General features: G+C 48.8%; 10 protein-coding genes. 6 read left to right on the top strand and 4 right to left on the bottom strand.

Translation table 11 applies throughout. The features are described from left to right. Nucleotides 1-473: 473 nt before the first annotated feature. Nucleotides 474-5,033 (top strand): LamG-like jellyroll fold domain-containing protein, encoded by a 4,560-nt coding sequence (locus tag BQ2633_RS05945; protein WP_075565747.1) that lies wholly within the window; start codon nucleotides 474-476, stop codon nucleotides 5,031-5,033. Nucleotides 5,034-6,304: 1,271 nt separating this feature from the next. After that, nucleotides 6,305-7,978 carry a hydroxylamine reductase gene (gene hcp / locus BQ2633_RS05935; RefSeq protein ID WP_075565743.1) on the top strand — a complete coding sequence of 558 codons (1,674 nt, stop codon included), beginning with the start codon at nucleotides 6,305-6,307 and terminating at the stop codon, nucleotides 7,976-7,978. A gap of 85 nt (nucleotides 7,979-8,063) precedes the next feature. On the opposite strand, the gene BQ2633_RS05930 is transcribed toward hcp, so the two are convergent. From BQ2633_RS05930 to BQ2633_RS05915, 4 genes are all read right to left on the bottom strand, one after another. Further along, nucleotides 8,064-8,816, bottom strand: a complete 753-nt coding sequence (locus BQ2633_RS05930; protein WP_075565741.1) for a DUF6263 family protein — start codon at nucleotides 8,814-8,816, stop codon at nucleotides 8,064-8,066. A gap of 124 nt (nucleotides 8,817-8,940) precedes the next feature. Further along, nucleotides 8,941-11,574, bottom strand: coding sequence for a DNA mismatch repair protein MutS (gene mutS, locus BQ2633_RS05925; RefSeq protein WP_075565739.1), 2,634 nt, complete (start codon nucleotides 11,572-11,574; stop codon nucleotides 8,941-8,943). Between the two features lie 228 nt (nucleotides 11,575-11,802). After that, nucleotides 11,803-15,804: a glycoside hydrolase family 2 gene (locus BQ2633_RS05920; RefSeq protein WP_075565737.1), complete on the bottom strand. Its 4,002-nt coding sequence runs from the start codon at nucleotides 15,802-15,804 to the stop codon at nucleotides 11,803-11,805. A gap of 64 nt (nucleotides 15,805-15,868) precedes the next feature. After that, nucleotides 15,869-17,248, bottom strand: a complete 1,380-nt coding sequence (locus BQ2633_RS05915; protein WP_075565735.1) for an acyloxyacyl hydrolase — start codon at nucleotides 17,246-17,248, stop codon at nucleotides 15,869-15,871. Between the two features lie 216 nt (nucleotides 17,249-17,464). Between BQ2633_RS05915 and BQ2633_RS05910 the strand changes: the two genes are divergently transcribed. The 4 genes from BQ2633_RS05910 (at nucleotide 17,465) to BQ2633_RS05895 (ending at nucleotide 20,824) form a co-directional block, all read left to right on the top strand. Next, nucleotides 17,465-18,202 (top strand): M15 family metallopeptidase, encoded by a 738-nt coding sequence (locus tag BQ2633_RS05910; protein WP_346048271.1) that lies wholly within the window; start codon nucleotides 17,465-17,467, stop codon nucleotides 18,200-18,202. Nucleotides 18,203-18,247: 45 nt separating this feature from the next. Further along, entirely contained in the window at nucleotides 18,248-19,552 is a 1,305-nt protein-coding gene (locus tag BQ2633_RS05905; RefSeq protein WP_075565733.1) for a THUMP-like domain-containing protein, read from the top strand. Nucleotides 19,553-19,782: 230 nt separating this feature from the next. Further along, the gene (locus tag BQ2633_RS05900) at nucleotides 19,783-20,292 is read left to right on the top strand and encodes an RNA polymerase sigma factor (protein ID WP_075565731.1); all 510 of its coding nucleotides are present in this window, start codon (nucleotides 19,783-19,785) and stop codon (nucleotides 20,290-20,292) included. 22 nt (nucleotides 20,293-20,314) lie between these two features. Then, nucleotides 20,315-20,824: a hypothetical protein gene (locus BQ2633_RS05895; protein WP_075565730.1), complete on the top strand. Its 510-nt coding sequence runs from the start codon at nucleotides 20,315-20,317 to the stop codon at nucleotides 20,822-20,824. Nucleotides 20,825-21,192 lie beyond the last annotated feature (368 nt).

The raw sequence follows: 21,192 nt of genomic DNA, 5'->3' as shown, positions 1-21,192 counted from the left end.
TTTTTTTCGACGTAGCCCGCTACGCCATTGAGCAAACGAGGAACAAACTGCTCAACAATCCAATAAAATCTGTTCAGGATCTAATGACCGATTGGTGTTTAAGAGGGGTTCTTGAGATAGAAAATAAAAGTTGATTTTGTAATATCCATATAGCTACTTTGTCTGTTTGGTGCTGGTTAAGGGGAGAGAATGTCAAACAGCTCTAGCAAAATGACAGGAAAACCCTCGCGAAATCGTGATTTGTGGCCCCAATTTGTTAAAACACGAGATAGAAAAGCAAGAAAATAGTCCAAAGACTTGTCTTTCTGCTATCTTTACTGTAAATTTGTGCCTTAAATAGTGTCATATTAAAGAGGTTTCTTCTCACTCTACAACATCTCTTGCGAAGTTGAGATTTGCTAAAACCTATGAACCCCCTCTTTAATCCTGCACCCTGTTCCCATCTTTGAACATTTCAAAACCACAACTCCTATATGAAAAGCGTCTTCAAACTAGCTTTGCTCGCTGCGGTGGCTCTTCCTGCTGCCTTGCAAGCTCAGCCCGTTGTCGATCGTAGCAAATACCCTGACTACGATCCAACTGTTCGTCCAGACCGTACGCTTCGTCGCTATGGTCTTGCACATAAGGTAAAAGGCACTGACGCTCCCCCCGTGAGCCAACGTCCTGCTTATGTGAACAATGCTGCAAACATGTATTTCCCACCCATCTTTAGCCAAGAAGGTGGTTCTTGCGGCTCTGCATCACGTATTGGCTACATGTTCACCTACGAACTCAACGCCTACCGCGGCACAGATGCTTCTAAGTTTGAAAATCAATATCCCACCCACTTTGTTTGGTTGCTCACCAATGGTAACTCTGGTAAGGACCAATTTGTTCAATTCGTAGGTGTGCCTTCTGCTAAAACCTATGGTGGACGCATGAACTCTGCACTCTTCGGATGGAGAGAAGAGACCAACAACGACTTCGGTTGGATGACGGGCTATGACAAATGGTTTGAAGCCATGCACAATCGCATGTATCAGCCTGCCCACATTCCTAACAACTTGGGAACAGAGGAAGGTCGTGAGCAAATGAAAAACTGGTTGTGGAACCACAATGGCGACTCAGACTTCCATGCTGGTGGTATCGCTGGTATTGGTGTCGCTTCTGCTGCCACTCTCGTTCGCATCGGCAATACCTCTGCCAACCAAGCTGCTGGTGTTGTCGGACAACAATACGTAAAATATTGGGGTGTAGGTGTGGACCACGCACTCACACTCGTAGGTTACGACGATCGTATCGAATTTGACCTTGATGGCAACGGCAAGTATGGTGAAAAGGACAAAGACGAAGTCGGTGCTTGGATCATCGCCAACTCATGGGGTCTTTGGGCTAACAACGGTCTTGTATATTGCCCCTATGCTAACGCATTCCCAGCACACACCAAAGAAGACTCAAAGGGCGTGCGTCACCAAAGCGGTGGTTTCTGGCAACCCGAAATCTACCACGTGCGCAAAGACTATCGTCCTTTCCGCACCATCAAGGTGAAGATGGACTATTCTCGTCGCTCTGAGCTTCTCTTGCAAGTCGGTGTTTCTGCAGATCTCAATGCCAAGAAGCCCGATGCAGTCATCGATCTCCATCACTTCCGCTGGGCTGGTGACGGTCGCGGAGGTGACATCGGCACTGGCGAAAAGGATCAAAAGGAATTGCCCGAAATGCCTATGTTGGGACGTTGGGCAGACGGTAAGTTGCACACCGAACCCATGGAGTTCGGTTACGACCTCACCGACTTGAGCGCAGGTTTCGACCGTTCACGTCCTTTGAAGTACTTCTTCATCATCAACTCCAAGACCAAATCTGGACAAGCTCGTAACGCTAAGGGTTCTGGTCACCTCTACAATGTCAGCGTTCTCGACTATGAATTCGACAAGGAAGGTGTAGAAACTCCCTTCGTACTCGAAAAGAAAGAGGGCGAAAACAGTGTAGCGATTGACAAGGGTACAATTGCGATGTACAGCACCATTGTATATGGTGAGCAATTCTTCGCACCCACCAACGCTAATGTAAGCAACAACAAGTTCACTTGGTCTGCACCTCAAGCCAACGGCCACAAAATCAAAGAATATAAGGTGTTCGTCAATGGCACCCTTCGTGGCACTACCCAAGAACTCTCTTATCCCGTCACTGACGCTGGTAGCTACGGCGTAACTGCGGTTTACGAAGGAGGTCACGAAACTTCTATGGTTTCTGCCATCTCTTCTGTGGCTCGCCAAGAAAAGAATGTGGCTGTAGATCTCAAAAAGACCGGCTTCACCATTCCCGATGTCTTCAAGGAAAGCTTCCCTGATTGCACCATCGAGTTCTGGATCAAGCCTCATTCTGTTAGCGACTGGAACCAACAAGGTGGTCCAGGTTGGGGCACCTTCATGTGCCACGCCAATGCTGATGGCACCTACACTGCTGGTTGGGATGCAGTAGGCAATGCTCGTGCCAATGCTGCTAGCGCCCTCCGCGTGAACAAATGGAGCCACATCGCTATGGTGGTTCAGAAGTCCAACTTCCGCCTCTATGTCAATGGAGCACACAAGGCCTCTGCACCTAGCGCTGCTGGTCATAGTGGTCTCGGTGGTTTTGGCAACCTCGTCTTCGCAGGTGGCAGCAACGGCCAAGATGCAGTTTACGACGAAATTCGTATATGGAACAAGGCACGCAATAATAACGAATTAAGCAGTGCCCACACGACTGAATTCAGTGGTGAACTCATGCCACAAGGACTTATCGCCTACTATAAGGGTGATATCATCATGATCGATGGCAAGCCCTACTTGCGCGACTGCGTGGGTGGACACCACGCTCCTATCAATGGTGCTGGCTACGAACAAGTCAACTCTGACCAAACCTTCAGAGAACCTTCAGGCCGCAACTTCACCTTCTCTGGTACTTCCATCGCTGGTGCAAAGACTGTGGAAGCTGGTCAACCACTCTTGCTCAAGGCTAACTACCAAGACCAGACCAAGGAATTGGAGTGGAGTGCTCCTGACGCAAATGTAGAGAAATATGCTGGTACGGAACTCACCGTTGTCTTCCCCAAGGAAGGTACCTACAAGGTAACTCTCACCGTGAAGGACGGCGATAAGTCTAGAACTGCTGAAAAGGAAATTACCGTAACGCCTGCTGCTGCTTGCAGTGCAGATTTCGTGGCTTCCCTCACTCAGGTTCCTGCTGGTCAACGCGTAAGTTTCAACCCCGTTAATCCTGTGGCTGGTTACCAATATGCTTGGTCTATGCCCGGTGGTAACGTATCTGCTTCTAACGCTGTTTCTGCTGGTACTACTTATGAAACTCCAGGTAAGCACGAAGTTACACTCACCGTTACTTCTGCAACTGGTGAAGTGAAGACTAGCAAGCAAGTGGTGAACGTGGTGAATGTTGCTCCTGAAGCTGCATTTAGCATCAATAACCCTGTAGTCCTCAAGAACGAAAAGGGCACCATGACCAACGAATCTAAGTTCCGCCCCAGCCAACTCGAGTGGATCTTCAACAGCGGCAAGAATGTGCTTGTGAAGAAGGTAGAACTCAAGGATAAGCAGGACAACGAACTCCCCTACGAAGTGAAGCAACCTGGTGTTTACGATGTAACCCTCAAGGCTAGCAACGAAGTAGGCAAGAGTGAAACTACACAATTGCGCGGTTTGACCGTTGTCAATGCTGACTCTAAGAATGGTCTTTCCTTCAACCACATCGGTGCAAGCGTGGTATTGAGTAAGCAACCTATTGCTAAGGATACGAAGAACTTCACCATCGACTGGTGGATGAATCCTGCGAAGCTCTCCGACTTCTGCTGCGGTATCGGTGACCTCGATGCTACTTTCCAAATCAAGACTGACTATCGTGGTCGCTTGCAAATCAGCAAGAACGGTCTTACTGTTCTCACCAACGAAGGAACTGTCAAGGCAGGTGAATGGCACCACTATGCAGTTTGTGTAAACAATGGTAGCAACGTCAAAGTGTATTGCGATGGCGAACAAATCGCTACTACTGGTTACCTCTCTGGTAGCCAAATGCCTAACCTCTCTCGCTTCACCATTGGTAACGAATCTGCCGACATGAGCGGTCAAATCGATGAATTCCGCGTTTGGGAGAAGGCGCTTCCTGTGTCAACACTCCGCAAGTATGCCAATGTTCCTCTCGAAGGTGAACTCCTCGACAAGGCGAAGTCAGAAGATAAGTTGATCCTCTACTACAACTTCAATCAAACTTCTGGCAACGTAGTGGACCAATCTGGCAACGGCTATGAAGGTGTTCGCAAAAACTTTGGTCCTGAAGGTGACGCATGGGGTCTCTCTCGTGGCGTCTTCAGCTTGAACTTCGAAGACACTATGGAAGATGTGAGCAGCGAACTCAAAAACAACCATGCTCGCTTCGATCACACCAACAAGAAAGTCAATGGTTCTAACTCTCGCTGGCTCGAACTCAAAGACTGGCTCCTCGAAAATACCAACAAATCAGGTAATGTCACTGCTGGTGCTCACTATGACAACATGAAGGGCGGTGCCTTCACCGTTACTTCTGGTTGGGATGGATTCCCCGATTTGAAGGATCACAAGGTGTACCAAGTGCTCCACCTCAAGGCTGGTGCTTATGCGCTCACTACTTCCTTCGGTCAGCATGGCGAAAGTGCAAACTGCTTCCTTGTAGCTGCTTTGGGCAATAAGTTGCCTGACTCTAACCAACTTGATAAGTCCTTGGCTAGCACTCCGCTCAATCCAGGTCCTATGGGAGCTGAAAACACGCTCAACTTTGTCCTCACTGAAGATACTGATGTAGCTCTTGGTATTGTAGCCAACATGATTGGAAACAAGATTTTCTGCATCCACAACTTCAAGTTGGTACGCAACAGCGTTGAGACCATCACCACCATCGGTGGCGTGAAGACCAACGTACAAAACACCAAGACTGAAGGCACCTACGACCTTTCTGGTCGCCGCGTAGAAAAGACTGAAAGCGGTCAAATCTACATCCAAAATGGTCAACGTGTAGTGGCTCAGTAATCTCGTACTCTCCCTCTTCTCCGTTTGGAGACGAAGGAAATGATGAAATATCAACGGACACATCCTCCAATGGATGTGTCCGTTTTTTTGTGTCGCATCCTCATTTCCTCGCCAAAAATCCCTTAGCGTAACCGATGTTACGCTTTTTCGTTGTGACCCTTCGTATCTTTGCAACAACTAAACAACTAGTCTCGGGTTTCCTCTTTTTTATACTAGGGAAACCTATCGCGAATACTTCGCAATTTTCCATTAACCAACACAAGATGAACTCTCTGTTCTTCTGTCGTTCATCTTTTCTAAACACAATCCAAGAGGGTGTGCCCAAGATGTTGGGTGCACCCTCGGCGGTTTTTTCCTGCCTTCTTGAAGAGAAGCTCACCCCATTCCGTGTTCTCCATGTTGTCTGCCCCCTATAAGTATATGGGAGGATATGAGGCAAAAGTGAGGTAAATCGCTAAAAAACTGCAGAAAAATCTTTTGGTATTCTTTGTTTTGTAAGGTGGATATAGCAAAATATGGATTGACTGTATTGTTTTGGCTCTAGGTTAATTTCTCTTTTGTCTTTGCACTAGGCGCTGATTGCTGGTTGTTCCTGGTCTGCTCCTTCCGAAATTCCTTGCGTGCCTCTGTGACGCAAAAAAAGTGTGGTCTCGCACGCGCGTATGTGCTCGCGTACGCGCCCGCACCACAGGGATTTTGCACTTTTTGCTTTCACAACCTTCACACTAGCTCTAGCTTTGTCACCTGTTACGGTCTAGAAATCATGGAGATACGCCCTAAAACGTTGGACTTTTTTCAAATTTTCTCCCACGTTTTTCCAAAAAACTCCGACGTTTCTTTGAAAGGCTCCGACATTTCTGTTTTTTCTTCCCCAATCTCCTGGTGAAATCTTCGTTTGCTCATACTCCCTTTTTTCCTATTTTCAGCCTCTTTTCAGTCGCTCAATAGAGATTTCTGAAAATATGTTTAAAAATACGCGGTAATATATTGGTTGATAGCTACTCATGGAGAAATCTGTGAAGGTTGTGAAAGCAAAAAGTGCAAAAGTGCAGGGTGCGCGCGCATGCGCGCACGTGAGAGAGGATAGTGTAACCTTTCTTAACGCGAGTGAGATTAGAGAGTAGGCTGCGCTTACACGCCAACTGATTGTTCATACCGATGTTTTGTAGGAACTCTGGGCTATAAACATGCGCAACCGTAACTGATGTTACGTTTTCCTCCTACGGTGCTTTGTATCTTTGCAGCGACATAAACTAACATAGACATAACTTATGGACCCTAAAATGTTTTGCTTTCAGTGCCAAGAAACGGCACACAACACAGGTTGCTTGATCAAGGGTGTTTGTGGCAAAGAAGCCTCAACTGCTCGTTTGCAAGACCTCCTGCTCTTTGTAGTTCGCGGTATTAGTGTAGCCGAAACACTGCTTCGCCAACGTGGTGAGGCTATTCCTGCCGAAGTGTATCATTTCAATACGGATGCTTTGTTCTGCACCATCACCAATGCTAACTTTGACGATGACAGCATTGCTGCGCGTGTGGAGCGTGGACTAGAACTGCGTGACCAACTTGTGGCTCGTTTGCAACAACTCGGAGTGGAATTGCCCACTACTGACGCGCTCACTTGGAGCGATGTGCGTGACAACTTTGATGCTAAAGCCGCAGAAGTGGGTGTTTTGGCTGAGACTGATGCAGACAAACGCTCTCTCACAGAATTGATTATTTATGGTCTTAAGGGAATGGCGGCTTATGTGGAGCATGCCGAACGTCTTGGTTTTGAGGATATCACCATCAATCACTTCACTTGCGACGCTTTGGCTGCGCTCACTGTGGGCAATCTTGATGTGGCTGCCCTCATCGACCTCACCTTGCGCACTGGTGAATATGGCGTGAAGGCTATGGATGTACTCGACCGTGCCAACACGGGCACTTACGGTCATCCTGAAGTGACAGAAGTCTCTATCGATGTGCAAGACCGTCCTGGTATCTTGATCAGTGGTCATGATCTCAAAGACCTAGAACAACTGCTCGAACAGTCGGAAGGGCAGGGCGTAGACATCTACACGCATGGCGAGATGCTTCCTGCGCACTACTATCCAGCTTTCAAGAAATACAAGCACTTTGTGGGCAACTACGGTAATGCGTGGTGGCAACAACGTGCAGAGTTTACGACTTTTAATGGTCCGATTCTCTTCACCACCAACTGCATTGTGCCTCCGCTTCCCAATGCTACTTACAAGGACAAGGTGTTTACCACTAACGCAACGGCTTTCCCAGGATGGAAACACATTGTGGCAGACGCTGAGGGACGCAAGGATTTCTCTGAAATCATAGCTTTGGCAAAGACTTGTCCTGCTCCAAAACGCCTCGAGACAGGTAAAATCGTTGGTGGCTTTGGTCATAACCAAGTGTTTGCACTTGCCGATAAGGTGGTGGAAGCTGTGAAAAGTGGAGCCATCAAGAAGTTTGTGGTGATGAGCGGTTGTGATGGTCGTCAAGCAGGTCGCGACTATTATGGTGATTTTGCGAAAGCCCTTCCACAAGACACGGTGATTTTGACTTCTGGCTGTGCAAAATATCGCTACAATAAACTCGCTTTGGGCGACATCAATGGCATCCCTCGTGTGCTCGATGCTGGTCAGTGCAATGATAGTTATTCGCTCGCACTCATTGCATTGAAATTGAAGGACATCTTTGGCCTTGAAAGCGTGAACGATTTACCCATTGCCTACAACATTGCATGGTATGAACAAAAGGCGATTATTGTGTTGCTAGCGTTGTTGTATCTTGGTGTGAAGAATATCCACGTGGGTCCCACGCTTCCTGCTTTCCTTTCTCCCAATGTGGCGAAAGTGCTGGTAGAGAACTTTGGCATTGCTGGCATCACTGATGTAGAGAACGACATGAAGATTTTTGGCATCGAACCAGTTTCCCAATCCACCTGCTAAATGTCTTAAGATGGTGCATCGCTCCATCTAGAATGAATCATCCCCATTGACACCACTAGGGTCAATGGGGATGCTGTGTTTCTGCCTACATGGTCACCTTGATCTTGACAAGGCTAGGACTATTGTTCGTCTTTACGGTGCCTAGCAAATCCATCGTTATGGTGCCTGGTATTTGCTGGCCAGTGCTGCGATCGTATTGTACTTCACCTTCAAAGGTGAAATTATTCTCTGGGTTCATTTTCAAGACGCCTTTACTCTTTACGGTCAGAGTGGTTGGTGTAATCTTCGTCAAGCAAGATTCCGCTTGCATCTCCTTTTTGTTGTCTTTGATGTTGTTTTTCCAGGTGTCACCTTCGCCAATGGGGGTGCTGGGGAACCGTTGAATCTGGCTGTTAAGCTCCATTTGCTCTAATTGCGAGGAAAATTGTCCCAACAACTCTTTGGGTAGTCCTTTGACTTCTACATTTTTCACGGCACCATGTTTATCCGTTTGGTTGGTGATCGTGATTTGAGAAAACAGCTCATTGATTTTTTTTAACATAGCTTCCATTTCTGCACTTTGGGGCATATCTGGAAGAGAAATAGCGAGGTCGGTCATGTTGATAACCATAGTATAGACTTCATTTTCCAGTGAAGTTGCCTTGATATGAGTTGTCATACTCGTTTCCAGTTTTTGGGAATGGTTGGTGGGATTAGAGTCTTCTATCGTAGAAGTCATGTGATAGGTGAGGGTTTTGCCCAATTCTGGAGCGAAACGGTAGGTGATTTTTTCGCCTGCGACGGCGAGGAGGGTGCCAAGTGCAAAGACGAGGCAAAAACTAAGCAATCGTTTCATCATGATGTTAAGATTTTAGGATGAATAAATAGGGTTAAAGGAAGGGAAAGAACAGCCGATGCTCACTGAGAGCTTGTCTGACTTTCCGAAGAGATTAGGGATAAACAATTACTCACCAGAGCAGACCTTAAGCCTGTCCGGTGAGTATTTTACGGATTTCATGCAAGCGATTGAGGGCTTCCATGGGAGTAAGATTATTGATGTCGAGATGGAGTATCTCATCGCGCACGGCAGTGAGCACAGGGTCGTCGAGTTGGAAAAACGACAGTTGGGTGTTGGGTGCTGCCACGTGTAGACCTTCGGTGGGTGTTTCGGCAGGGGCAGAGACATTCTCGCGGTCATCGGCACGGTTGGCTTCGAGATGGTGAAGGATGCTTTCGGCTCTGCGCACGATATCGCCAGGCATACCAGCTAAGCGCGCCACGTGGATACCAAAGGAGTGTTCGCTACCTCCGCGTGCGAGTTTGCGGAGGAAAACGATGCGATGATCCACTTCGCGCACTGACACGTTGTAGTTTTTAATGCGTGCAAAGCGATTTTCCATCTCATTCAACTCATGATAGTGCGTGGCGAAGAGCGTGCGCGCATGAGCGGTGGGGTTTTCGTGGATGTGCTCCACAATGCTCCAGGCGATGGAGATGCCGTCGTAGGTGGAAGTGCCGCGACCAAGTTCATCAAAGAGCACGAGAGAACGCTCCGTGAGATTGTTCATGATGTTGGCAGCTTCGCTCATTTCCACCATAAACGTACTCTCACCTACGGAGATGTTGTCGGAGGCTCCCACACGGGTAAAGATTTTGTCGACTAATCCCACACGTGCGCTGTCGGCAGGAACGAACGACCCCATCTGCGCAAGGAGGGTGATTAAGGCTGTTTGGCGCAAGAGTGCACTCTTACCTGCCATGTTGGGACCCGTGACGATGATGATTTGCTGACTCTCGGTGTCGAGCAGAATGTCATTGGCGATGTATTCTTCCCCCACGGGCATCAAGGTTTCGATCACGGGGTGACGTCCAGCTTTGATGTCGAGGGTAGTGGTGTCGTCCACAATGGGGCGCACATATTTTTGCGTTCTAGCCAAATGGGCAAGGGAGTGGTAGCAGTCGAGGTCGGAGAGGGCTTGGGCATTGTGTTGGAGTGCTACGATACATTCCGCTGCAGCAGCGACCAACTGACCATAAAGACGCGTTTCGAGAATGAGAATCTTATCTTCCGCACCGAGGATTTTCTCCTCATATTCTTTGAGCTCTTGCGTGATGTAGCGTTCGGCATTGACAAGTGTCTGTTTGCGAATCCACTCTTCGGGTACAAACTCTTTGTAGGTGTTGCGCACCTCCATGTAGTAGCCGAAGACGTTGTTGAATCCGATTTTCAAACTTTGGATGCCGGTGCGTGCGATTTCGCGTTCTTGGATTTGGAGGAGGTAGTCTTTGCCCGAGGTTTGGATGTTGCGCAGTTCGTCGAGTTGTGCATCGACGCCTTCGTTGATGACTCCGCCTTTGTTCACCAATAGTGGTGGGTCAAGGCGCAGTTCGCGCTCGATGCGCTGGCGCAGTTCGGTGCAAGGCGCGAGTTTTTCTCCGATGGCGCGAATGCTCTCTTGTGGCGATGATAAACACACGTTTTTGAGCACCATCACCGTTTCCAAGGCGGCACGGAGTTGTTGCATTTCGCGAGGATTGATGCGTCCAGTGGCTACTTTAGAAACGATGCGTTCGAGGTCGCCCACCTTGCCGAGTTCCATCTCGCAGAGTTCGCGAAATTCGGGTTGGCGGAAGAATTGTTCTACACTGTCGAGGCGCGTGTTGATGTCTTTGACCGAACGCAAGGGGAAGAGCACCCATCGACGCAGTTGGCGCGCTCCCATTGGGGTGAGGGTGCGGTCGAGCACTTGGAGGAGCGAACGTCCATCTCCGTGGTTGGTGCTCACCAATTCGAGGTTGCGAATGGTGAATTTGTCGAGGCGCACGAAACGTTCTTCTTCGATGCGTGTGATGCGCGTGATGTGGTCGGTGTGGTGGTGCTGCGTTTGGTCGAGATAGGTCAAGATGGCTCCGGCTGCAGTGATGGCTGCGTGGAGATGGTCGATGCCGAATCCTTTGAGGTTTTTGACGTCAAAGTGTTTCAACACCTTGTTGCGCGCAGAAACATCGGCAAAAGCCCAGTCGTCGAGTTCAAACACAAAGTATTTTCCAGCGAAGAGATTGTCGAATTTCCCCTTCAATCCGCGTTCCACCAAGATTTCTTTGGGCGAAAATCCTGCAAGAAGTTTGTCGATATATTCCACATCTCCTTCGGCAACCAGATATTCTCCCGTGGAAATGTCCAACAAAGACAGTCCCACGCTTGCGGCTCCGAAGTGAATGGCTGCCAGGAAGTTGTTTTCTTTGCTAGCCAGTACGTTGTCACCTAGTGCCACACCAGGGGTCACCAATTCGGTGATGCCGCGTTTCACGAGTTTCTTGGTGAGTTTTGGGTCCTCGAGTTGGTCACAGATTGCCACTCGGTGTCCAGCGCGAATAAGGCGCGGAAGATAGTTGTCGAGCGCATGGTGTGGAAATCCTGCCATAGCAATAGAACCCGACGAACCTTTTTGGTTGCGTTTGGTGAGGGTGATGCCGAGGATTTGCGAAGCCACCACCGCATCATCACTATACGTTTCGTAGAAGTCGCCACAACGGAAGAGGAGAATCGCATCGGGATTCGTCGCCTTCATATCGTGAAACTGCTTCATCATCGGGGTGAGTGGTTCTTGCGCCATAAATATATCGTTGTTTACAAAGACTTGTTGCCTTGTCAGGGTTGTTGAGATGGAGCAAAGTTACAAAAAACCAGTGGTTTGAACAAATACAAAGAAGTTGGCTTCGGGTTATCTTGCGTCCCTTTGGAGTTGGCTGCTGAATATGGAGAAAAAGAAAGCGGAGTTGCACCAGAAAATACTGGTACAACTCCGCTGGAGGTTGTTACGTTTGCTATCAGCAGTGCCTGTTTACTTGGTGAGATTCACAGGGGTGAGACGCAAACGGAAAGATTGTGGGGTTTGGGGCACCCAGAAGGGCTTGATGGTGTCTACACCACCGCAGGAGGCATTACCCACACCGCGATAAGTAGCATCCATTTGCAGCACGAGATAGGGACGTTTCTTCAATTCCCAAGTGTGTTTGGCTTGTGCTAAGTCTTCTTCGCTAAAGGGGAGGGCAGAGAATCCCACTTCACCTTCGGTTTCGATGCGTACACCCTGACCCTTGTTGTCGGTGAAAGTGGCTTCGCGGAGTTCATAGCGATAGCCCGTGCTTTGGGGTTTCATGTAGCGTTCCATCGAGGTGAGGGGAGTGGTGGAATAGCGTCCCACGGTGACTCCATCGCGACGGTCGTTGTAGTTTTCCCAAGGACCGAGTGCCCAATAGTCAATGTGCTGGAGCGTGCTGTCGAGACCGACTTGGAAACCGGTGCGACGGAGATCTCCGCGCTTAGGATCGAACTGCACGTTCATGTCTACCACATTTCCACCACGGAGGGTGTAGACAATCGTCATATCGCTCAAAGAACCTGTGCGCTTGGTGAGGATTTGATAACCATCAGCCGTGCGAGATGCTGAGATTTTTCCTGCTGCGGTCATACCATTGCTGGCGTTGGACTGGCGGTCGTTCTCAATGAAGCGGAAGTTGGTGTAGTCGAGATTGAGACCTTGACCGAGGATTTCGCGATTTCCCCAACGAAGACTCTTGAGTTCGGCTGTCTTCGCGTCGAAAGTAAGTTGCACTTGGTCGGCAGTGTAGGAAATTTCATTGCCGTTGCGCACTTCTTTGACTTCTGCAGCGAGAGATTGTGCTTGAGCTAAGGGAGCGCGTTGGGTGAGCATAAACTGCTTCATCGCTTCTTCGTGCATCTTCTCACTCCAGCGTGTCGCTGCGCGGCGGAAAGCATAGAGATTGAGCATCCATTCTTCGCCATTTGCTGTAGCTTTCGCAAGTTTCACCTTGGGAAGTGTGAGGGTGAGCATCGCACTGTCGCCAGGAGCCACAGCGGGGAGTCTCATCTTGCGTGTGCCTTGCACATATCCATTGCGCAGGGTCGTCCAGTGGAGATCAAAATCACGGAGATTGGTGAAGGCATATCCGTTGCGCACCACCACTTGTGCGGTGTTCTTTTGCGTATCTACGCTAGCGAGACGGAATTTAACGAATTGGTGTGCAGCTTTCACCTCTTTGAGTTTGGCACTCTCCTCACGAGTACCCGGAAGAATACCATTGCTCATGAAGTTTCCTTGGTGAGGTCCTGGATAGTCATAGCCAGTGTGGAGGCGATAGATGCCTTGTTTCATCTCCTTCGGATCGTAGATGGTCTGGTCTACCCAGTCCCAAACGGCAGCACCGATGCAAGAGTTGCTGGCTTCAATGGCATCCCAGTAAGCACCAAAGTTACCCATAGCGTTACCCATGGCGTGCGCATATTCGCAGATGAACATCGGCTTATCCATGTTGTTGGTGTATTGGCTCATCCAGTTCATGTCGGGATACATCTTGGAATACATATCCGAGAAGCGTTCTCCACCAAAGGGGCGACGGATGCGTGTGCCTTCGTAGTGAACAGGGCGTGTAGGATCGAGCTTTGCGGCATGATTGTAGCAAGCACCAAAGTTTTCGCCGTTTCCTCCTTCATTACCCAAGCTCCACATGATGACAGAAGGGTGGTTGAAGTCGCGCTTCACCATGCGGTCAATGCGATCAACGAAGGCGGGCACCCAACTTTTGAGGTCGGAGATGCTTTGGTTAGCGTGGTCTTCGAGGTCAGCTTCGTCGCAGGTGTACAAACCATAGTAGTCGTACATCGCATACATGCGCGCATTGTTGGGGTAGTGTGAGGTACGAATCGTGTTGATGTTGTTTTGTTTCATCAACAAGATGTCGCGGAGCATTGTTTCGTTCGTCACAGCACGGCCGAGTTTGGGATCGGTGTCTTGACGATTCACACCCTTCAAGAAGACGCGCTTACCATTGATATAGAGGAGTGAGCCTTGGATCTTCACTTCGCGCATACCCACTTTGGTGCTCCATGCCATTTCTTCTTGTCCTTGAGCATCGCGTTGTACGAAGCGCACGGTGTAGAGGTTGGGAGTTTCTGCAGTCCACAAGGCAACATTGTTGAGGTCGAGATTGAGGGTGTATTGACTGAAGGTGGAGTCTTTGTGCGCTTCTGCGGTGAATTGCAATAAATCTTTCGCTACAAGTTTGCCCTTGGGGTCAAATACCTTCACATCCAGTTGCTTATCTTGCTTTTCTGCACTTGGATTTCTCACATCGAAGTTGAATTGCAAGGTAGCATCTTTGTAGTTATTGCGCAGAGAAGTGGTGATTTGGTGATCAAACACGTAAGCTGTGGGCACGTTGAAGAGATAAACATCGCGGAAAATACCCGACATGCGGAACATATCTTGACATTCCAAGTAAGAACCATCGCTCCAACGGAATACTTGTACCGCAAGACGGTTTTCACCTTCGCGAAGATAAGGCGTCACATCAAATTCGCTCACATTGTTAGCTCCTTGACGATAGCCCACAAAGTGACCATTCATCCAAATCATTGCAGCACTGTAAACGCCAGCAAAGTGAATGATGGTGCGTTGTTTCGACCATCCTTTGGGTAAATCAAACGTGCGCACATACGAACCCACAGGGTTGATGCCATAGTTCGCACCCCCATCGTTGTATCCTGGACGCGCCATGATGTAAGGTGGCGTGTTGGCGTGAGGATATTCCACATTGCAGTAGATAGGATGGTCATATCCTTGCATCTCCCAGTTGGAAGGCACAGGAATGTCGTCCCATTTCGACACATCGAAGCCTTCTTGGAAGAAAGTTGTGGGACGAAGTTTGGGTTCGCTCACCAAATTAAACTTCCACGTGCCGTTGAGCGAAAGATAACGCTCACTCACGGGCACAGACCACGGAGTGTTGTAGAAAGTCTTGTCTTTGAGCATCTCTGCTTCGCTCGCATAAGGCTGATAAGTGGTGTGTGCAGGCAAGCGATTGAGTGCAAAGACGGTTTCATCTTCCCACCAAGGAGATTTGATTTTAGGCTTGTTCACCTCGTCAAAAGCCACCCAAGCTGTGGAATCTTTGAGATTGAGCGGTACAATTTTCATGACATCTCCGCGCAACGCAAACATCTTCTCTTTTTTGTTGAAAGAAGCAATGACGTAAGCATCTTCTTGTCCAGGAACAGGTAGGATGGTGAGTTGAGCATTTCCGGGATTTCTCAGCGAAGCCGGCCACTGCAACAAGTAGTCAATCGAAGCATTGTTGCCCCCATCGTCAAAATGTTGCACAAAATAAGCATTTTCCACCACGCGGCGGTTGAGATCGAGCATTTTCACCGACCAGTATTGACCGCGATGCGTAGAGTCTTGAGGTTCTGCCAAGATGGGGCGACCATTTTCAGCCACTTCTCCGTTACCCAACACAAAGCCTGGTTTGTTGAGAAGACGCAAACGATAAGTTTGTTGATCATCAAATCCCGAAACACCTGCCGCAACAGCGCGGAGTTGAGGTTGTTTGCCTTTCAAACTCGCCAAATCAACGAGGTGGAAGTGTCCACTTTTGTCCAAACTGACGGCTTTGTCGCGACGTGTTGCTGGCACAAGCACCACACCAGCAGGCGATTGTTCGATGCTCCACAACTGATTCTCATCAGAACCATTGATTTCTCCGGTTTCCACTCGGTTACCATTGTGGCGCAAGGCTTGTTGGGTAAAGGGATTAAGGATGCGCCACGAACCAGAAAGCGGAGCAATCGTCCAGTATTGCTGTGTGCGTTGTGCATCTGTTGACGCGGTGATGGCTGTTGTACCCGTAACATCGAGCACGCGTCCTGAAGTTGTGGCTTGGAGACGGTAGAGTGCCCCCTTGCGCCAACTAGCAGTTTGCGCCATCATCGGGAGCGAAAATGCAATAAATGCGGCTCCCAAACAGAGTTTGCTGAAAAACTTCATTGGATTTTTTAGAAAAGGTGAGAGATTATGTGACAAAGATACGCAATAATCCCGAGATAATCGTCTAAAAATCCCAACCAATGCCGATTTCTGCAAAGTCGGCTTTTAATTTATGCGCTTTTATCCCTAGGCTCAAGGTAAGTCCACGGTGCTTCAAATCTTTCGAAAGGTTCCCAAAATGATAGCGCAGTCCGACTCGTTCGTAATAAGGGGTCTCATCGGTGGAAGGCAGTCCCCCAGTTTCGCGCAAAAGATAGTAACCCACATGGACATAGCTCGACAATCTTTGATAGTAACTCTCGTGTTTCAATGCTATACCCAAAGAAAGTGGAGCATATTTTCGCCCTTCTCCGTGACGCGGAGCATAATTGCGGAGCTCATCGACATAAGGCAAGGCGAAAACGTCCAACCCTGCACCAACTGCCCAACGGCGTGCATAGCGACGCATCACATCGCCTTGGAGATTATAGACGAAATATCGTTTGAAGTGATCAGTGCGATAGTCGGGTGACGTGGGTGACGTCTGATATTGCGTGCGTAACCATTCTTCGAGCAGCGTGCGCATGCCTAAATTTCCTTCTAGATGAACAAACCAATGGGGGCTAAACTGGCAGAAATAAGGGGAGGATTTGGAGAAAACCCCCGATTTCATCGTATTTCTTTTGTTCGCATGCTCGAAAACAGCCGATTTCATCGCACCCTTTCTCAAGGAGGTATGCTGAAGCTCATATTGCAATGCGAGTGTGGGTTGCCACATATTCGCTCCTTTGTTGGGACGATAGGTAGCTCCATTACTCACGTGTCGAAATGCCAAATCCGCGCGCAGAGAAAAGCGTGAGGAGAGACGTAGTTCTCCATAAAGACTAGCCCCAAAATGAAAAAGCAAAGGAGAACCCGTGAGTTCGTTGTCGGCATTATTCTTCTTGTTATAAGGGCGAGTGTTGAAAGCCAAACCTTCTTCGATAGAATATCCCCATTCTCCCCACGAACTACGTTGGAAAGGTCGCGAAAAACTCCCCACGAGTGCCAAAAGATGTCCAGGGTGCGAGGCATAGTCCACGGGTTGCAGTTGCCCCCAAGCCGAGGAAGCTGGCTTTTGCATCGTAGCGCGTGAGAGATTCGCCCATTGTAGCGACAATCCCCACGTGGGATAGTGGTAATCGTGCGCAAAAATATCGGTGGAATCGGATAAAGTGCGATGTCGCAGGGAGAAAATCACGTTGGAGAGGGATGTTCCGCTTGTCCAAGCGCGCTGATATTGGTCCATCACAAGCACATTTCCCAGCGAGCCTCCCACTTCCACGGCATCAATGCGTGAAAGTGAAGAAGTGTAGGGCTGAGGGGGCAAAGGTTGCTCTCCGATGGAGTCTACATTTTGCGCCCAGAGGGGCAGAAAAGACGCGACAAACCAGCTACCTAAAAAGAAAAAATGGGAAAAACGCATGGGCGGTATTCAAAGAGTTTGAAGTAGAATATCGATCTTTCAAAGCAAACTATGCTTTAACGAACGACAAAGTTACTCAATTCGTGGGAGCTAAGCTTCGTGTTCTTCTCAGAAAATCGTAATTTTGTGGAGATTACAAATTCTCACAACGGAGGCTAGTACTTGGTCTCTTGTTCGCGCTCTATTTCTTCTCCCAATTATTCCATCATTCCTCTCATGTTGCTCGCTCATTGTGCCCTCTTCATTTCTCTCTTTGGATTGGCTACTCCTACGGTTCAACCTGCTGCAAGTGCTCAACCGAAGTCGGTGACCGAACAACGGATGGAACAGCAAGGACTGGTAGACATCACAAAGGTGATTCCCGGCATTTACGTCAGTCTCATGTATGCTCGTGCAGACAACTTTGTAGGACGTGTGATGTATCGTGATTTGCAACGCGCTTATCTTCTTCCCGAAACAGCAACAGCGTTGCAGAAAGCCCAAGTTGCTTTGCAAAAAGCGCACCCCGAATTGAGTTTGAAGGTCTATGATGCCGCTCGCCCCATGTCGGTGCAACAGCAAATGTGGAATATGGTGGCTGGAACTTCCAAATCTATCTATGTCAGCAATCCGAAAAATGGCGGTGGTTTACACAATTATGGATTGGCAGTAGACATCACCCTCTGTTGGCGCAACGAGGTGCGCAATGCTCAGGGAAAGCTCCTCCATGCCGCAGGCGACACCACAGGGTTGTCCATGGGAACGCCCATTGACTATCTCGGAAAACTTGCTCACGTGCGCGATGAAACCGCGCATTTTAATCGTGGATGGCTCAAAAAAGAGCACATCACTCGCAGACAATGGTTACGCACAGCCATGGAAGCTGGAGGTTTCAAGGTGTTACCCACAGAGTGGTGGCATTTCAACTTCAAAACTCGCGCACAAGCCAAAGCGCACTACAAAGTGGTGCAATAAAAATAAAACTTCTCCCTCTTTTATTACCCTAAACTGCTCCGTGACATGAACCCAGATTTTTCGGCTTTGTTACTAGAAACCTCCGATTTCATCGCAGCGCATCGGCATGAACGGCCCGATGCGGTGGCGCTTCTATTGGCTAATCAAGGAGAGAAATTAGGTTTTGACAAAGAGACATCGGCATTTATCGTGCGACAAATTGAAGGTTGGCAAAAACTCTCCGCAAAAGTTCCGCAGTGGGCTGAGATTCCAACCCTCATCTATCCCCCTCGCTTGTCGTTAGAACAATGCAGCAGTCAGACTGCTGCCGAACATAAAGCCCGATTGGTAGAGGAAATTGTAAACAACCACAAGACTTCCGAAGCACCTTTCACGAGGATGATTGACCTCACTGGCGGACTTGGAGTAGATTTTTCTTTCATCGCTCCTCTGTTTCTCGAAGCCACTTATGTGGAGCAACGAGAAGAATTGGTGCAACTTGCTCGTCATAATTTCCCTTTGTTAGGATTGTCGCACGTAAACTGCCTTTGTGGCGATGGAGTGACGCATCTTTCCACGATGAAATCGGTGGATTTTGTCTATCTTGACCCTGCACGGCGTGACGAAAATGGTCGCAAAACGGTGCGCATCGAGGACTGCACCCCCAATGTGTTGGAGCTGTTGCCACAGTTGCGCGAGAAGGCGCGATGTTTGTTGGTGAAACTCTCTCCCATGTTGGATGTACATCAAGCCATCACCGCACTAGGATGTGTGACTGAAGCCCATGTGGTGGCAGTGGATGGAGAGTGCAAAGAGATTCTGTTGTTGTGCGATTTGCAAATGCAGCAAGTTCAACAATGCTCTGCTCCTACATCAGCCACGGACGAAAAGCCACAAAACGCAACGCGCTGGATTTGTACCAGTGAGAAAGGGACATTTGCCTTCACCCAGCAGGAAGAGCAAACAACTCTCTGCCCAATGGCGACACAAATTGAAGGATTTCTCTACGAACCCGATGCAGCGGTGATGAAGGCAGGAGGATACAAAACATTCGGTGTTCGCTTTGGGTTGCAGAAACTCCACCCCAACACCCAACTCTATGTTGGCGCGCAAGCAAACCTCACCTTGCCGGCTCGCTGTTTCCGCATCGTAGAAGTGGTCGGTTTCCAAAAGAAAGCTCTCCGCAGCATTAGCAACTTGAAGAAAGCCAATCTCACTGTGCGCAATTTTCCTAATTCTGTGGCAGAACTCCGCAAGCGCCTCAAACTAGCGGAAGGGGGCGATCGTTATCTCTTTGCTTGCACCACTGCACAAGATGAAAAAGTCATCATTGTGACCGAAAAAGTGCCTGCGTCTATGCCCACTGTATAATAGATTCTTCCTTTTTTGAGACTGAGTGAGCGATTCTCCTCTCATTTTCTTCCAAGTATCCCAAAGATATCTACTTTTTTCTTGTATAAGCATGTTGTTGTTTCTGTCTGTTTGATAATGGTTTATTGAGGACCGACAGTCTCTTCTCAGCAGAAAATGCACTTTTTCGAGAAAAAAATAGCGATTTCTTGTAACTTTTCCAACCCCTTGTCCGTCCTACCTATAGAGGCATGAAAGAAATAGACTTCCAAAACGATTTGCTGCCGCTAAAGAATAAACTTTATCGCCTGGCGCAGCGCATCACCCTCGACAGCCTCGAAGCTGAAGATGTGGTGGAAGATACACTCGTCCGTGTCTGGGAGCGTCGCAAGTCGCTCACGGATGTGGAGAACTTAGAAGTCTACTGCTTGACTATCTGTCGAAATTTAGCCCTCGACCGCGCAGAACGCAAAGATGCGCAGCACGCGGCACTCGATGCTAATGTTGATGCACCAGCCGACACGACGGCGCTCCCCGATGCTCAATTAGAAGCTGATGAGCGACTCGCTTTGGTGCGTCGAACCTTTGAAACGCTGCCAGAGAAACAGCGCACCGCCTTGCAGTTGCGCGACATCGATGGACACAGTTACCAAGAAGTGGCAACGGCGATGGATATTTCCGAAAGCGATGTGAAGGTAACCCTACACCGCGCCAGACAAGCACTCAAAGAAAAGCTCAGCCATCTGAGATTTCACCTCTAATTCTCACAAGAAACTCCTCATTATGAACTACAAGTACATTGAACAATTGATTGAACGCTACTTCGCCGCTGAAACTTCAGTAGCCGAAGAACGCATTCTTCGCGCATTCTTCGCGGATTGCAATGTGCCCAGTCATTTGCAGCAATACACTTCTCTTTTCCGCTTCGTAGCCGAAGAGTCTAAAGCTCCTGCAGTGCTTGGTGAAGAGTTTGATGAAAAGCTCATTGCTCGCCTTCGTGCCAAGGGAGATATGCCCGAGGTGCATGTGCGTGCCATCAAGATGACCCTCGGTGCTCGCCTACGTCCTTTGTGGCGTGCAGCAGCAGCGGTCACCCTTCTTGTTGCCATCGCTGGCACTGCTGAAGAAGCCATCGACAAAACGACAAGCATCCCCATGAACTTGCAAGCTGTGGAAGCCACGCACGGTGTAGACAGCACGGATGCCGAGCACAATCCCTACCGCCAAGTGCAAGAAGGGCTAAAGATGGCAGTTACCAACGATACACTCCCTCAAGTGTCGCCAAGACCTTGAGCACCGATACGAGATAGACTGACGCGCCAATTGCTTATTAAAACACCCTCCTGAACCCTTTGGTTTCAGTTCTCTCTCCCTCTTCGTCCCACAAAAACGATGACTATAACGCTCGTTACTGACGAACGATCACACCAGGAAGTAGCCTCGCTACTTTCTGGTGTGTCGTTTTATGGCACTTCTCAGCGCTGGTCTCATAGTCCTTCAAGCCTTAGTTTACCACCATTCGCTAGTGATTGCGACTTCCTCTGCGTTCATTCCCCATCAGACTCTTGGGGTTTTCTTCCTTTTTCATTCATCACAACCTAACCCTCTTCATACCTCTCTCATGTGTGGAGGCACAGTGAGGGTGTCTTTCACCTGCCTTC

It is taken from the genome of Ihuprevotella massiliensis (assembly GCA_900095835.1).
Taxonomy (GTDB): domain Bacteria; phylum Bacteroidota; class Bacteroidia; order Bacteroidales; family Bacteroidaceae; genus Alloprevotella; species Alloprevotella massiliensis.
The sequence above is the reverse complement of the archived record's forward strand: the minus strand, read 5'-3'. Positions and strand labels throughout refer to the sequence as shown.